Source organism: Microbacterium sp. NPDC056003 (genome assembly GCF_042274785.1).
Taxonomy (GTDB): Bacteria; Actinomycetota; Actinomycetes; order Actinomycetales; family Microbacteriaceae; genus Microbacterium.
The window spans coordinates 1,366,221-1,380,349 of sequence record NZ_JBHJXQ010000001.1 but is presented as its reverse complement, the minus strand read 5'-3'; the positions used below and the strand labels follow the sequence as shown (position 1 = coordinate 1,380,349).

Below are 14,129 nucleotides of genomic sequence, written 5' to 3'. Positions count from 1 at the left end.
CGGGCTCTGGGAACGCGTTCACTCTAGACGAAATCGATTTCATGATCAACCGCGCGAAACACGCCGCTTCTGAAACAGAGGCTGAGAGAAGGGGTCAACCGTGCGCGGCAGGATCCGCGGGCTGAACCTCGTTGCGGAGCACCACGGTGCGCGCGGGCTGGTCGTCGCCGTTGATGCGCTCGAGCAGCATCTTGGCCGCCGTGACCCCCATGTGCCGGGCGGGAAGCCGCACCACGGTGACCGCTCGCGGGGACAGCGTGGTGAAGGGGAGCGAGCCGACCACCGCGACGCCGATCTTGGGCGGCGTGAGTCCATGCTCGGTGAGCACCTGGATGGCACCCACCCCCAGGAGGTTGTTGCCGGCGACGACCGCATCGGGCGGCACCGGCAGGGCCAAGAGCTCCTCCATCGCCTCGCGCCCGCCGTCGACCCGGAACGTCGAGTACCGCAGCAGCTCGTCGTGGTCGGCGTCGGGGAAGTGGCGGGCGAGCACAGCGCGCCAGCCCTGCGCGCGCTCGTACGCCGTCTCGATGTGCTGTGGGCCCGTGATACAGGCGATCCGCCGGTAGCCGGCCTGCACCAGATTCTCGGTCGCCGCCTGCCCGGCCGTGCGGTTGGCCATGATGACGCCGTCGATGTCGTAGCCGGTGCCGCGGTCGACGGCCACGATGGGACGCCCCGTCGCGACGAGATCGTCGAGGTTCGTGTGGTCGGATGCGGCGGCGAGGATCACGCCCGCCATGTGCTCGGAGATGGCGATCTGGAGGTAGGTCGCCTCCTTCTCGATCTGCGAGTCGGTGTTGCAGAGCACGACGGAGTACCCCGCCTGTGACGCGACGTCTTCGACGCCGCGTGCCATCTCGGTGAAGTACGGATTCTCGATGTCGGGGATGACGAGGGCGATGACCTCGGATGCCTGACGGCGGAGAGTGCGCGCGGTGCGGTTCGGGGTGAAGTTGAGCTGCCGCGCCGCATCCCGCACGGCGACCGTCTTCTCGTCTGAGACCCCGATGCCGTTGAAGACGCGCGAAACAGTCGCGGGGGAGACCCCTGCCAGCTTCGCCACCTCGTAGATCGTGGCCATCGCCCCTGCCTCAGCCTGCGCCGGCCCGCGTTGACATTGCCGGTCAGCCAACAATACAGTGTTGAAATCGATTCCAGAAGCTCGCTGATCTGGCGTGCCGACGCAAGGAAGTGCTGAACGATGAGTTCCCCCCAGCTGCCCTCCCCCGACCTCTCGTCGATCTCGGCGCTGCGGCGCGTGCAGACGCGGTCGATCTCGCCCGAGAACTTCGACGGCTCGGCCGGAGGCGGCGGCCGCGCCACCGAGGGAACAGGGGCTGCGTGTGCCCGGGACCTGGGTCCGGGGTGGAAGATCTCGCCGAGCGTCGACGTCAAGGCGGGCGAGACGTTCGACCTCGCGAACATCGAGGGCGCGGGAAAGATCACGCACATCTGGATCACGACGCACAAGGACAACTGGCGCACGCTCATCCTGCGCGCGTACTGGGACGGCGCGGACGAGCCGGCCGTCGAGGTTCCCTACGGCGACTTCTTCTGCAACGGCTGGGGCGAGTTCGCCCAGGTGAACTCGCAGCCGATCGCTGCCAATCCGAACGGCGGCTTCAACTCGTACTGGCCGATGCCCTTCCGCGAGAGCGCACGACTCACCATCGAGAACACGTCCGTCGTCGACGTGCGCGTCTACTACCAGGTGACCTACGAGATGGGCGGCGACTACTCGGGCGACGGGTACTTCCACGCCCAGTGGCGACGGTCGAACCCGCTCGAGGAACTCGTCCCCCACACGATCCTCGAGGGCATCGAGGGTCAAGGGCAGTACGTCGGCACCTACATCGCGTGGGGTGTGAACTCCAACGGCTGGTGGGGCGAGGGCGAGATCAAGTTCTACCTCGACGACGACACCGACTACCCGACGATCTGCGGCACCGGGACCGAGGACTATTTCGGGGGCGCATGGAACTTCGACATCCCCGGCAAGGGTTACACCGAGTTCTCAACGCCCTACCTCGGCATGCCGCAGGTCATCCGGCCCGACGGTCTCTACGTGAGCCAGCAGCGGTTCGGCATGTACCGCTGGCACCTGCTCGACCCGATCCACTTCGCGACCGGCATCCCCAAGGTCGATATTCAGGCGCTCGGCTGGCGGAGCGGCTGGCGCTATCTGCCGCTGCGCGACGACATCGCCTCGACGGCGGTCTTCTACCTCGACCGGCCGACCGCTCGCCGGCCGAAGCCGCCGACGCCCGACGAGCTGGAGGTGCACCTCGGCACCGGTGCGGTTCCCGATGTCGGCGCGATGCCTCCGCGGGCGCCCCAGGACTGATCGGGTGCGTCCCCGTCGCGCGGCGCTGGCCGGGCTTGGCGCGTCGATGCTCGTTCTCGCCGCCTGCTCGGCGGGCAGCCTGCCCGACGACATCGAGTTCGCCGACGCCCTGCCGGGCGCGGCTCTGCGCGGCGCGGTCGCCGAAAAGGTCACTGCGGTCGGCGTCTCGGACGGCGACCTGTGGCCGAGCTGCTGGTCGGACGACGACGCGCTGTACACGGCGAACGGCGACGGCGCGGGCTTCGGCAACGAGTTCTTCGACATCGCGGTCAACCGCGTGACCGGTTCGCCGACCGACGAGAACGGCCTCGAGGGCGAGTTCCTCGCGGGCGGCGACGCGGTGGGTCAGGTCTGGTCGGGCGAGGGCTTCACACGCAAGCCGACCGGCATGCTGTGCGCCGACGGCACGCTCTATCTCGCAGTGCAGGACCTGCGCCTCGACTTCAACGAGGCCCCCGCCGCGACGATCGCGCGCAGCGACGATCACGGGAAGACCTGGGCCTGGGACGAATCCGCGCCGATGTTCGACGACGGCCTCTTCACGACGGTGTGGTTCGCCGACTACGGGCAGGAGAACGAGCACGCCCCCGAGCCGGGCTTCGCCTACGCGTACGGTCTCGACGGCAACTGGCGCGACTCCTTCGACGACTCCGTCGCCGATCCCACCGAGCTCTTCCTCGCCCGCGTTCCCCTCGATGCGGTGACGGATGCCGCGGCCTGGGAGTTCTACGCGGGCGAGCCGGGCGACTCCGAGCCGACCTGGACGGACGACATCACCGACAAGCACCCCGTTCTGGTCGACGAACGTCTGCAGCACCCGGGTGACGGTGCTGTCGAGTCGGGCGAGACGGTCGGCGCGCGGAACCTCAGCGTCATCTCGCAGGGCGGGGTGACCTACCTGCCGAAGCTGGAGCGCTACGTCTACACGTCGTGGACCGAGCTCACGTTCGAGTTCTACGAGTCCCCCACGCCCTGGGGTCCCTGGACGCTCTTCCTGTCGGAGGACTTCGGGCCGTACCCCTGGACAGACGAGCGCTTCGGCGGCTACGGCACCACGATCCCCTCGAAGTTCCTCTCAGACGACAACCGCTCGATGTGGGTGCAGTCGAACGTCTGCCCCTGCGCTCCCGCGGGCATGTCGTCGTACTGGCTGGGGCTGCGGCCCCTCCACCTCGAGCCGGTCTCATGACACCGGCGCATCCCTCGCCGCCGCGGAGCCGCTCCGCGCCCCGATGACGCGCCCGCCACCGGGGCGGGCACGAAGGAAGGAGAGAGTGCAATGACGCCTCTGAAGAGGATCACGGCCGCCGCGGCGGCCACCGGCCTGGTCGTAGCCGGAGCCGCAGGGCTCGGGCCTGCGAGTCCGGCTTTCGCGACCGACACCCCGACGCCGGTGACGGTCGTCGAGAAGCTGACCGGCCCCGACGCCCCGAACAACACATGGGGGCGATGGGACATCAAGGCGACCGACCTCGGCATCATGTGGGACGACGGCGACGGGCGGGTGCTGACCGCCTTCGGTGACACGTTCGGAAACGGCTGGACGGGGCCTGGCGGCGGCTCGGGGCCGAACGGCAACTGGCGCAGCAATGTCCTGGTGCGCTCGAGCGACAGCGATCTCTCCGACGGGATGCTGTTCGAGAGCGCCCCGCAGTCGCCCCAGGGCATCGCGAAGGAGCTCATCCCGTCGAAGAAGGTCAACGGCGACGAGATGACGACCATCCCGACCGCCGGCATCTCGGTGGGCGACCGTCAGTACATCGGGTTCATGTCGGTCAGGCAGTGGGGCGAGCCGGGCTACTGGGACACCAACTACGCCGGCATCGCGTATTCGGACGACGACGGTGAGAACTGGACGGAGTCCGACGCGAAGTGGGAGAACAACGCCGAGGGCACCCAACCGTTCCAGATGCAGGCGTACGTCAGGAGGGGCGGCGACATCTACGTATTCGGCACGCCCAACGGGCGCCACGGCGCCGTGCACGTCGCCAAAGTCACGGCGAAGAAGCTGCTCGACAAGTCGGCGTACCGCTACTGGGACGGCGAGCGCTGGTCGAAGACCGAGGCCGACGCGTCACCCGTGATCGACGCGCCCGCGAGCGAGCTCTCGGTGCAGTACGACGAATTCAGCAAACGCTACCTGCTCATGACACTGTCAGGACCCGACATCGTGATGCGCACCGCGAAGAGCCCGACCGGGCCGTGGACGGCGCCGCAGATCGTGGCGAGCAGCGCCGACTACCCAGGCCTCTACGGCGGGTACTTCCATCCGTGGAACGAGGACGGCGAGGTCTACTTCGCGATGTCGCAGTGGAGCCCGTACAACGTCTACCTGATGCGCATGCAGATCGACCGCTCGGGAACAATCGTGAACCCGAACCTCGTCGCGAACCCGAGCTTCGAGCGGGGCACGACGATGGGCGACGGCACGAACGGCACCTGGGGCTGCAGTCCGAACTGCGGCATCGACACCGCCCCGCCGCAGTCCTTCTCGGGTGATCGCAACGCCTTCGTGCGCTACAACACGGGCTGGCGGAACATCTGGCAGGACGTAGATGTCGAGCCCGGCACCGCCTACCGGCTCACGGGATTCCTTCGCACGTCGATCAACAGCGATGCCGGATTCTTCGGCGCGCGCACACTCGACGGCACGGTGATCGCCGAGGCGCACTTCGTCTCGATCGGTCCGTGGACGAAGTTCACCGTGGACTTCGAGAGCGGTGATCAAAATATGGTGCAGGTGTTCGCCGGGGTCTGGACGAACTCCGGCGACATCTGGCTGCAGGCCGACGACATCGCCGTCATCCGGCGCTGACGGCGTCCCTACCAGACCGGGCCGCCCTTCCAGGGGCGGCCCGGTCTTCTCGTGATCGCTACTTGATGCCGGCGAGGCGCACGCCGTTGACGATGTAGCGCTGGAAGATCAGCACCAGGATGATCGTCGGCAGTGCGGCAAGGGTCGAGCCGGCCATGAGCAGGCCCCACTCGTTGCCGCGCTCGGAGCGGAATCCGGCGAGGTACTGCATGATCTGCTGCAGACCGGGGTCCTGGATCGTGAGGATCGGCCAGACGTACGCGTTCCAGTAGGCGAGGTACGAGCCGACGCCCACGACGACGAACACGCCCTGCGACTGCGGCAGGAAGATCGACCAGAAGATGCGCCAGCGCCCGGCTCCATCGATCAGCGCAGCCTCCTCGATCGCGATCGGGGTGTTCAGGTAGAACTGCCGGATGAAGAACATCTGAGCGGCCGCCGCGACGCCCGGGATGATCAGCACCGCGAGGGTGTTGAGCATGCCGAGGTTCGACACGACGACGAACGACGTGAGCAGGATCGCCATGCCGGGGATGAACATCGGCGTGATGCAGTAGATCCACCAGAACCGCTTGCCGCGGAAGTCCAGGCGAGCGAAGACGTACGCCGCGAACGAGTTCACCGTGAGGCTGAGGCCCGTGAAGATCACCGCACCGATGAAGGTCAGCACCATCGCCTGCACGAAGGCGGGGTCCTGCAGGATGTCGACGTAGTTCTGCCAGATCCAGATCTCCGGGAAGAACTGGAAGGGCGTCTTGACGACCTCGCTCTTGCCCTTGAAGCCCGAGATGACCATCCACGCCAGCGGGAGCATCGTGCTGACGACGATGAGGGTGGCGAGGGCGTAGGTCCAGATGCGACGTGAGACGGAAGTGTTCATGAGTGCGGGTCCCTACGCGTCGATCGCCTTATCCGACCGGATCAGCCGGAAGATCAGCACGCTGATGGTGCCGAGGACGAAGAAGAGGATGAGTGCGGCGGTGAGCGAGAAGCTCGTCGCGTAGGGGGTGGGGTCCTTGAAGGTGTTGAAGATGAAGAGGTTGGGCGTCATCGTGGCGTTCGTCGGCCCGCCTCCGGTCATGATGAGCGGCAGCTCGAACTGCTGCATCCCGGCGATCGTGGCCGTGACCAGCAGATAGAGGAGCACGTTCTTCATCAGCGGGATGGTGATGAACCACGTGCGCTGGAAGTAGTTGGCGCCCTCGAGCTGCGCGGCTTCGTAGTAGCTCTGCGGGATGTCGTACATGCCGGCGAGCATGATCAAGGTCGTGATGCCGAAGGCGAGCCAGATGCCGGGAATCGAGATGGCCGGCAGGGCGAGGTTCGGGTCCGACAGGAACGCGTACGGGCCGAGACCGACGAAGCTGAGCAGCCAGTTGATGATGCCGCCGTCGGCGCGGTACATGAAGATGAACACGATCGAGGCGACCACGGCCGAGACCACCGTCGGGGTGTAGACCGTCGTCTTGAGCAGGCCGGCGAGCTTGATGCCGCACGTGCGGATGAAGCTGGCCATGAGGAACGCGATGATCATGATCGCGGGCACCGTGTAGACCACGTACATCGCGCCGATGCCGATCGAGTGCCAGAACTTGGGGTCCTCCAGCACGTATCGGTAGAACTGCAGCCCTACGAAGACAGGATCCTCGTAGAAGCTGATCTCGAACGTCGAGAGATAGAACGACCAGATCAGCGGCCACCACACGAAGATGCCGAGCAGCACGATCATCGGGGCGAGCATCAGGTACGCCGTCCGGTTGTCCATCATGTGCTTGCTCACACGCTCGCGCGTGCGGCGACGACGGCCCTTGACGGGCGCCTCCACCTCGAGCGCGACGCTCGCAGCGGTGCCCATGTGTGTCGTCGTCTGCGGCGACATCGTCATGGCGGTCTCCTTCGACTCGTTGGGGGATATCAGGGAGAAGGGGCGGATGCCGCGGCATCCGCCCCACTCCTCGTTCTCAGCCGCCGGTGCCTGTGCCAGCCAGCTTCTGCTTCTCGATGACATCCTCGATCGCCGCTTGCGCCTCCTCGAGGGCGGCCGGGATGTCACCGCCCTTCATGGCCTTCTCGATCGCAGTCGCGAAGGCGAGGCTGACGTCCCACGGGTACGCGGGCTCCGACTTGGCGTAGGGGACGATCTGCTCGGTGATGGTGGCGAGGAACGGGCTCGCGCTGGCCTCCTCGGTCGCTGCGAGCGCCTCGGTCACCGACAGGCGCGCCGGATACTTCGAGAAGCCGGTGGCCGTGAAGAAGTCCACGAGCCGGTCGGTGTCGTCGGCGAGCAGCCACTCCACGAACTCCGCAGCGCCCTCCTGCGACTTCGACTTCGAGTCGACGGTGAGCGTCCAGCCGCCGAGGGTCGAGGTCGGAAGGGTCTGGTCGCCGTTGTGCGACGGGAACGGCGCGACCTCCGTGTTCTCCCACACGTTCGCCCAGTCGGGGTTCTGCGAGAGCTGGCCGAGCGCCCAGGAACCGCACGCGCTCATGGCCACCTTGCCCTCGCCGAAGAACGAGCAGTCCGCGTAGCCGTACGTCGGCTCCTGCGGCATGAGCTTCTCGGTGTAGAGCGTCTGGTAGAGGCCGAGCAGCTCTTCGTACGCCGGGTCGGTCGCATCCGCGGTCGACCAGTCGCCGCGCAGCGGCAGGTCGCCTGCCGTGTTGTACTGCAGGCCCCAGCTCGACCAGCCCAGGTCGGGCGCGGTCTGGGCGATGTTCATGCCGTAGACGCCGTCGCCGGTGAGCTTGCGCGCGTCGTCGACGAGCTCATCCCAGTCGGTCGGCGGAGCGTCGATGCCTGCCGCCTCGAGCAGGTCGGCGCGGTAGAAGAGCACCGTCGACGGCTCGACGAGCAGCGGGTATCCGTAGACGCCCTCGTCCACGCTCACGAACGGCTTGATGTTCTCCGCGATGTCGGCGAACGCCTCGTCGTCCATGAGCGTCGTGAGGTCGGCCAGCTGGCCGTTAGCCTGCATCGGCTTGATGTTGCCGTAGTTCGTCGTCTTCACGTCGGGCGCCTTGCCGGCGGCCTGGGCGGCCTTGAGCTTCTGGTCCCACGTGTCAGCGGGGACGACGAGATACTGCACCTCGACGTCGTCGCTCTGGGCGTTGAACTCGTTGACCTGCTCCTTGAACCACGCCTGCTGGTAGTCCTCGAACTGCTGCTGCCAGAAGATGACCTTCGCCTTGCCGTCCTCCGTGGTCGGCGCACCGCCGCCTCCGGCGCAGCCGGCGAGCAGTGCGCCCGCCGAGGCGGTCGCCACGACGGCGAGCGCGAGCCTGCTGTTTCTCTTGTGCATTCGTCCCTCCTCAGGAACTCGACTCCGCGATGAGTCGAAGCTGTGGCCGGTCAGGAAGCCCGGTCTGACATCGATCGGTGAATCGCGGCGGCGCCGCGGATCGGCACTGATCTCGTCTGGTGGTCAGAGTATGCGAAATCGATTTCAAGCGCAATGCCGACGGAAGCTGCTCACCCTTGCCGCACGGCGTGATCGGCGCCACTGCGGGCGTGAGGTCGCGCTGAAAGACACCTCTCAGCGTGCGGCGGCGGCTCCGAGACGCGCACCTGGTCACTCTGTATCGATTTCACAACGACGGGCTAGAAGGCCCCGGGTTCGGTCTTCTCGAGGTCGGTCGAGAACCAGAAGACGTTGTAGGGATCCCAGAGGGACAGGGCGAAGTAGATCGTGCGGCCGTCGTCAGAGACGTATCTGGGATTCATGTACGGCGAGTACAGACCAGGGTACTCCGCGCTGGAGACGAGCTCGATCGGGTCACCCCATGGTCCCCATGGCGTGACCCCTTCGCGGATGAATGCGCTGCCGCCGTCCGAGTACGTCATGACCCAGCGTTCGAGGTACGTCGACCACATCACCGACAACTCGCCGATCGTTCCCTCGACCACCGTCTCGGCAGCCGTCAGGTCGGCGTCCCAGCGGGGCTCGCCCGCGGCATCCACTCCCGAGAAGTACGTGTACGCGGTGAGATCCTCGACCGCCTCCTCGGAGGCGGGCACGCGCATCAGCTGCACTCCCCCGAACCGGCCGGAGGGGATCGACCAGAAGTACACGTACTCGACGCCGTCCTCCATGACGTGCGCCGGTGCAACTTGGATGAAGTTCGAATCACCCGGCCAGCGCGGGTTCTCGAGGGCGGTCCACGATTCGCCGCCGTCGGTGGACCTGGCCAGCCCGGAGTAGTTCGCGTCCCAGGCTCCTGGCTCACCCCAGAAGTTGACGGACATGTAGGCGATGTACAGCGTCTCGCCGATCGCGAAGCCGTGAGTCGGGATCTTGGTGACCTCGCCCTTGCCGTCATTGGGGTCGTGGTCGCCCTCGACGAGCGCCGCCGCCCAGCCGATGTCGTCTGCCGGAGCCCACCCGTCGAAGGTGATCCCGTCGGTCGGATCGTCGTCGGTCGTCCACGCCGAGACGTTCGATCGCCAGATCCCACCCTGCCCGCCGATCGAGTCGGGATCGCGCTCGCCGAAGGTGTCGCCGAAGAAGAAGTAGGTTCGGTCTCCCAGATTCGTCATCGACCCCAGGTCGGTGCCGGCGACGGCAGCGGTCTCAGTGTCGTTCATCGCCCCGGGCCCGGTGAGCTGCGCGATCTCGGTGAGGTTCGACACGCCCTCCAGCACGAACGGCTTGTCGGGGTCGGCGTCGACGTCCACGGCCCCTGTGCCCGTGCAGCCGGCCATTGCCATGACACCGATGATGACGGATGCCGCAGCCGCGGCTCGGATTCGTGAACGGGTCGCCTGCGCAGCCATGATCCTCCTCGATCGTCAGGTGTCACGATACGAGGCTGGGGGCGAAATGAGAAATCGATTTCAGATCGAGCTCAGTGAGACGAGCTCACGGCGGCTCGACCGCGGTCGGTCAGCGCTCGTCGTCGCCCGCATGGCCGGCCGGGGCCTCGGCCGGCGACTCTCCCGGACTGATCGGCTGGCGGGGACGCCACACGACGAGCTCGGTCGCGCGGCGCACCCGCGTGCCGTGGCGCAGGGTCACGACCGCTCCGGTCGCGCCCGCCGCGAAGACGCGGGCGCCGGGGCGACGTTCGAGTTCGGTGCGCACCCGCTCCTCGAGGTCGCGGACGCGGCCGTGCAGTTCGCGGACCCGGTCTTCCAGTTCGAGGATGCGCGCGATCGCCGGGAGGCCGATGCCGTCGGCCGACATCCGCGCGACCTCGCGCAGCTGCGCGACGTGGCGGAGCGAATAGCGGCGCGAGCCTCCCGACGTGCGCGCGGGCACGACCAGCCCGAGGCGGTCGTACTGACGGAGGGTCTGCGGATGCATGCCGGAGAGCTCCGCGGCGACGGCGATCGCGAAGATCGGTGCCTCGTCGTCGATGTCGTGCTGCTCACCCATGCCGGCTCACCTCCCTCCGACCTATCCTCCTAGCCGCGCGCCTTCGCCATGAGGTCGGCACGCGGGTTCTCCTTCGGCTCGAGCGCGTGGTACCGCTCGAGTGCCTCGCGGGCCGCGTCGTCGAGGTGCGACGGCACAGCCACCTGGACCTCGGCGAGCAGGTCGCCGGTGCCTTTGGCGGTCTGCACGCCGCGGCCCTTCACGCGGAGTACGCGCCCCGACGGAGTGCCGGGCGCGACGCGCAGCTTCACCGGCTCGCCGCCCAGGGTCGGGACCTCGATGGTCGCGCCGAGCGCGGCCTCGGTGAACGTCACCGGGATCGTCACGCGAAGGTTGAGCCCGTCGCGCGTGAACACCGGATGCGGTCGCACGGCGACCTGCACGACGACGTCGCCGTTCTCGCCGCCGTCCGGCGACGGCCGGCCCCGGCCGCGCAGGCGGATCTTCTGGCCGTCGGACACGCCTGCCGGGATCTTCACCTTGAACGGACGGCCGTCCTCGCCCTGGAGCGTGATGGTCTCGCCCTTGGTCGCGGTGACAAAGTCGATCGTCGTCCGCGCCGTGACGTCGGCCCCGCGGGTCGGACCGCCGTACCCGCGGTAGCCGCCCGTCGACTGACCGAACCGGCCGGTGCCGAAGCCGCCGCCCTGCTGGTTGAACATCGAGAAGATGTCGTCGAAGTCCTCGGCCGACTGATAGCGGCCGCCGCCGCGCCCCTGGTTGAACATCGAGAAGACGTCCTCGAAGCCGCCGGCTCCGCCCTGTCCGCCGGCCGTGAAGCGCGCGCCCGAGCCCATGGCACGGATCTGGTCGTACTCCTTGCGCTGCTCGGCGTCGGAGAGCACCGAGTACGCCTCGCTGACCTCTTTGAACTTCGCCTCGGCCTTGGCATCGCCCTGGTTGGAGTCGGGGTGGTACTTCCGCGCGAGCTTGCGGTAGGTCTTCTTGAGGTCAGTGTCGCTGACGTCCTTGGACACACCGAGGATCGAGTAGAAGTCCTTGTCGAACCAGTCCTGACTGGCCATAGGTGCCCTCCGGACTACTCGGCCGGCACCGCGACGACGACCTTCGCCGGGCGAAGCTCGACGGAGCCGAGTCGGTAGCCGATCTCGACGACCTCGAGGATCGTGGGCTCGGTCGTGCCGGGGGTCGGCGCCTGGAAGATGGCCTCGTGCTGCTGCGGATCGAACGCCTCGCCGGGTGCACCGTAGGTGACCAGGCCGATGCGCTCGGCAACGCCGCGCAGCTTCTCGGCGATCGCGGCGAAGGGTGAGCCCTCCTCGAGGTCACCGTGCTTCTCAGCCCGGTCGAGGTCGTCGAGCACGGGCAGGAGGCCCTTCGCGACCGCCCCCTTGGCGCGCTCGATCTCGAGCTCTCGCTGGTCCTCCGTACGGCGGCGGTAGTTGGCGTACTCCGCCTGGAGGCGCTTGAGATCGTTGAGCAGCTGCGATTCGAGGTCGGCGATCACGGCGTCTTCGGCCGCGGCATCCGCGTTCTGTGTCGCACCGAGGATGTCATCGATCGTCAGCTCGTCGTCCTGGCCCTCCTGCGGGTCGGACCCGGAAGCCTGTGCTTCCGGGTCCTCGCCGCCGGGGACCTCGTTCTCGAAGTCCTTGTCGGCCATGGTTACTTCTTGTCTTCCTCGTCGTCGATGACCTCGGCGTCAACCACGTCCTCGTCGGACTCGGTCTGGCCGGAGCCGTCGGCGGGCTGCTCACCCGACGCGTCGGGAGCCGGCTGCGACGCCTGGTTGGAGGCGTAGATCGCCTCGCCCAGCTTGCCCTGGCTCTGGTTCAGCTTGTCGAACGCCGTCTTCACAGCCTCGTCGTCGTCGCCCGCGAGCGCCGTCTTGAGAGCGTCGACGTCGGCCTGGACCTCGGTCTTGACGTCTTCGGGCAGCTTGTCGTCGTTCTCCTTGATGAGCTTCTCGATCGAGTACGAGAGGGTCTCGGCCTGGTTGCGCACCTCGGCGGCCTCACGGCGCTTCTTGTCTTCGGCGGCGTGCTCCTCGGCCTCACGCACCATGCGCTCGATGTCGTCCTTGGGCAGCGAGGAGCCGCCGGTGATCGTCATCGACTGCTCCTTGCCGGTGCCCTTGTCCTTCGCCGAGACGTGCACGATGCCGTTGGCGTCGATGTCGAAGGTGACCTCGATCTGCGGGATGCCGCGGGGAGCCGGCGCGATGCCGGTGAGCTCGAACGTGCCGAGCGGCTTGTTGTCGCGCGTGAACTCGCGCTCACCCTGGAAGACCTGGATCGCGACGGACGGCTGGTTGTCGTCGGCCGTCGTGAAGGTCTCCGAGCGCTTCGTCGGGATGGCGGTGTTGCGCTCGATGAGCTTGGTCATGATGCCGCCCTTGGTCTCGATGCCGAGGCTCAGGGGGGTCACGTCGATGAGCAGGACGTCCTTGCGCTCGCCCTTGAGGACACCGGCCTGGAGGGCAGCGCCGACGGCGACGACCTCATCGGGGTTGACGCCCTTGTTGGGCTCCTTCCCGGCCTCGCGCTGCACGAGCTCGCTCACCGCGGGCATACGGGTCGAGCCGCCGACGAGCACGACGTGGTCGATGTCGGCGACCTTGATGCCGGCCTCGCGGATGACGTCCTCGAACGGCTTCTTGGTGCGGTCGAGGAGGTCCTTGGTGAGGTCCTCGAACTTGGCGCGCGTGATCGTCTCGGAAAGCGACACCGGGCCCGAGTCGGTCAGCGAGAGGTACGGGAGGTTTACGCTCGTGCTCGTCGAGGACGAGAGCTCCTTCTTCGCCTGCTCGGCGGCCTCCTTGAGGCGCTGCAGGGCGATCTTGTCGCCCGAGACGTCGACACCCGTCGTGTCCTTGAACTGCTTGATGAAGTAGTCGACGAGGCGCTGGTCCCAGTCGTCACCTCCGAGGCGGTTGTCACCGGCGGTCGCGCGCACCTGGATCGTCGAGAAGTCGTCGTCCTTGCCCACCTCGAGCAGGGAGACGTCGAAGGTTCCGCCACCGAGGTCGAAGACGAGGATGAGCTCGTCCTCCTTGCCCTTGTCGAGGCCGTACGCGAGAGCGGCGGCGGTGGGCTCGTTGATGATGCGGAGCACGTTGAGGCCCGCGATCTCGCCGGCCTCCTTCGTTGCCTGGCGCTCGGCGTCGTTGAAGTACGCCGGAACCGTGATGACGGCATCCGTCACCGTGTCGCCCAGGTACTGCTCGGCGTCGCGCTTCAGCTTCTGCAGGATGCGGGCCGAGATCTCCTGCGGCGTCCACTTCTTGCCGTCGACGTCGAAGCCCCAGTCGGTGCCCATGTGACGCTTGACGGACGAGACGGTGCGGTCGACGTTGGTGACCGCCTGGCGCTTCGCGGTCTCACCGACGAGCACCTCGCCGTCCTTCGTGAACGCGACGACCGACGGGGTCGTGCGGAAGCCCTCGGCGTTGGCGATGACCTTCGGCTCGCCACCCTCGAGGACGCTGACGACCGAGTTGGTCGTACCGAGGTCGATTCCGACAGCACGTGCCATGTGTTCTCTCCTTCTTGTGGGCGAAGCGGATGCCTCGGCCCGTGGTTGATGGGAAGTCTGCTCGCGCTCGACAGAGAGGTTGAGTCGCGATGACTCAAGG

The 14,129-nt window shown here is 67.2% G+C and carries 12 protein-coding genes; 3 read left to right on the top strand and 9 right to left on the bottom strand.

Annotated elements, in window-relative coordinates; all coding sequences use genetic code 11:
* Nucleotides 1–94: 94 nt before the first annotated feature.
* A complete protein-coding gene (locus ACFC1W_RS06390; RefSeq protein WP_375989985.1) occupies nt 95–1,084 on the bottom strand; it encodes a LacI family DNA-binding transcriptional regulator in 990 nt (329 codons plus the stop codon).
* 120 nt (nt 1,085–1,204) lie between these two features.
* Here ACFC1W_RS06390 and ACFC1W_RS06385 point away from each other — a divergent pair, with 120 nt between their 5' ends.
* From ACFC1W_RS06385 to ACFC1W_RS06375, 3 genes are all read left to right on the top strand, one after another.
* Nucleotides 1,205–2,347 (top strand): glycoside hydrolase family 172 protein, encoded by a 1,143-nt coding sequence (locus ACFC1W_RS06385; protein WP_375989982.1) that lies wholly within the window; start codon nt 1,205–1,207, stop codon nt 2,345–2,347.
* Nucleotides 2,348–2,351: 4 nt separating this feature from the next.
* Complete coding sequence (locus ACFC1W_RS06380; protein WP_375989979.1) at nt 2,352–3,536, top strand: hypothetical protein; 1,185 nt, start codon at nt 2,352–2,354, stop codon at nt 3,534–3,536.
* A gap of 90 nt (nt 3,537–3,626) precedes the next feature.
* Nucleotides 3,627–5,162, top strand: coding sequence for a DUF4185 domain-containing protein (locus ACFC1W_RS06375; RefSeq protein ID WP_375989977.1), 1,536 nt, complete (start codon nt 3,627–3,629; stop codon nt 5,160–5,162).
* A 58-nt stretch (nt 5,163–5,220) separates the two neighbouring features.
* Here ACFC1W_RS06375 and ACFC1W_RS06370 read toward each other — a convergent pair whose 3' ends face one another.
* From ACFC1W_RS06370 to dnaK, 8 genes are all read right to left on the bottom strand, one after another.
* On the bottom strand, nt 5,221–6,042 hold the full coding sequence (locus tag ACFC1W_RS06370) for a carbohydrate ABC transporter permease (protein WP_375989974.1): 822 nt from the start codon (nt 6,040–6,042) through the stop codon (nt 5,221–5,223).
* A gap of 12 nt (nt 6,043–6,054) precedes the next feature.
* Complete coding sequence (locus tag ACFC1W_RS06365) at nt 6,055–7,047, bottom strand: carbohydrate ABC transporter permease (RefSeq protein ID WP_375989971.1); 993 nt, start codon at nt 7,045–7,047, stop codon at nt 6,055–6,057.
* Between the two features lie 76 nt (nt 7,048–7,123).
* Nucleotides 7,124–8,461 carry an ABC transporter substrate-binding protein gene (locus ACFC1W_RS06360; protein ID WP_375989969.1) on the bottom strand — a complete coding sequence of 446 codons (1,338 nt, stop codon included), beginning with the start codon at nt 8,459–8,461 and terminating at the stop codon, nt 7,124–7,126.
* A gap of 299 nt (nt 8,462–8,760) precedes the next feature.
* Nucleotides 8,761–9,933, bottom strand: a complete 1,173-nt coding sequence (locus ACFC1W_RS06355; RefSeq protein WP_375989967.1) for a DUF4185 domain-containing protein — start codon at nt 9,931–9,933, stop codon at nt 8,761–8,763.
* A 109-nt stretch (nt 9,934–10,042) separates the two neighbouring features.
* Entirely contained in the window at nt 10,043–10,534 is a 492-nt protein-coding gene (locus ACFC1W_RS06350; RefSeq protein WP_375989965.1) for a heat shock protein transcriptional repressor HspR, read from the bottom strand.
* Between the two features lie 29 nt (nt 10,535–10,563).
* Nucleotides 10,564–11,559, bottom strand: coding sequence for a DnaJ C-terminal domain-containing protein (locus tag ACFC1W_RS06345; protein WP_375989963.1), 996 nt, complete (start codon nt 11,557–11,559; stop codon nt 10,564–10,566).
* A gap of 14 nt (nt 11,560–11,573) precedes the next feature.
* Complete coding sequence (locus ACFC1W_RS06340; protein ID WP_241111445.1) at nt 11,574–12,158, bottom strand: nucleotide exchange factor GrpE; 585 nt, start codon at nt 12,156–12,158, stop codon at nt 11,574–11,576.
* 2 nt (nt 12,159–12,160) lie between these two features.
* The gene (gene dnaK, locus ACFC1W_RS06335) at nt 12,161–14,029 is read right to left on the bottom strand and encodes a molecular chaperone DnaK (RefSeq protein ID WP_191764778.1); all 1,869 of its coding nucleotides are present in this window, start codon (nt 14,027–14,029) and stop codon (nt 12,161–12,163) included.
* Between the last annotated feature and the right edge of the window lie 100 nt (nt 14,030–14,129).

Bases quoted from the DNA above. Each gene is read 5' to 3' on its own strand.
- ACFC1W_RS06390 (WP_375989985.1), bottom strand. From the start codon at position 1,084: ATGGCCACGATCTACGAGGTGGCGAAGCTGGCAGGGGTCTCCCCCGCG.
- ACFC1W_RS06365 (WP_375989971.1), bottom strand. From the start codon at position 7,047: ATGACGATGTCGCCGCAGACGACGACACACATGGGCACCGCTGCGAGC.
- ACFC1W_RS06375 (WP_375989977.1), top strand. From the start codon at position 3,627: ATGACGCCTCTGAAGAGGATCACGGCCGCCGCGGCGGCCACCGGCCTG.
- ACFC1W_RS06340 (WP_241111445.1), bottom strand. From the start codon at position 12,158: ATGGCCGACAAGGACTTCGAGAACGAGGTCCCCGGCGGCGAGGACCCG.
- ACFC1W_RS06345 (WP_375989963.1), bottom strand. From the start codon at position 11,559: ATGGCCAGTCAGGACTGGTTCGACAAGGACTTCTACTCGATCCTCGGT.
- ACFC1W_RS06385 (WP_375989982.1), top strand. From the start codon at position 1,205: ATGAGTTCCCCCCAGCTGCCCTCCCCCGACCTCTCGTCGATCTCGGCG.
- ACFC1W_RS06360 (WP_375989969.1), bottom strand. From the start codon at position 8,461: ATGCACAAGAGAAACAGCAGGCTCGCGCTCGCCGTCGTGGCGACCGCC.
- ACFC1W_RS06355 (WP_375989967.1), bottom strand. From the start codon at position 9,933: ATGGCTGCGCAGGCGACCCGTTCACGAATCCGAGCCGCGGCTGCGGCA.
- ACFC1W_RS06370 (WP_375989974.1), bottom strand. From the start codon at position 6,042: ATGAACACTTCCGTCTCACGTCGCATCTGGACCTACGCCCTCGCCACC.
- ACFC1W_RS06350 (WP_375989965.1), bottom strand. From the start codon at position 10,534: ATGGGTGAGCAGCACGACATCGACGACGAGGCACCGATCTTCGCGATC.
- dnaK (WP_191764778.1), bottom strand. From the start codon at position 14,029: ATGGCACGTGCTGTCGGAATCGACCTCGGTACGACCAACTCGGTCGTC.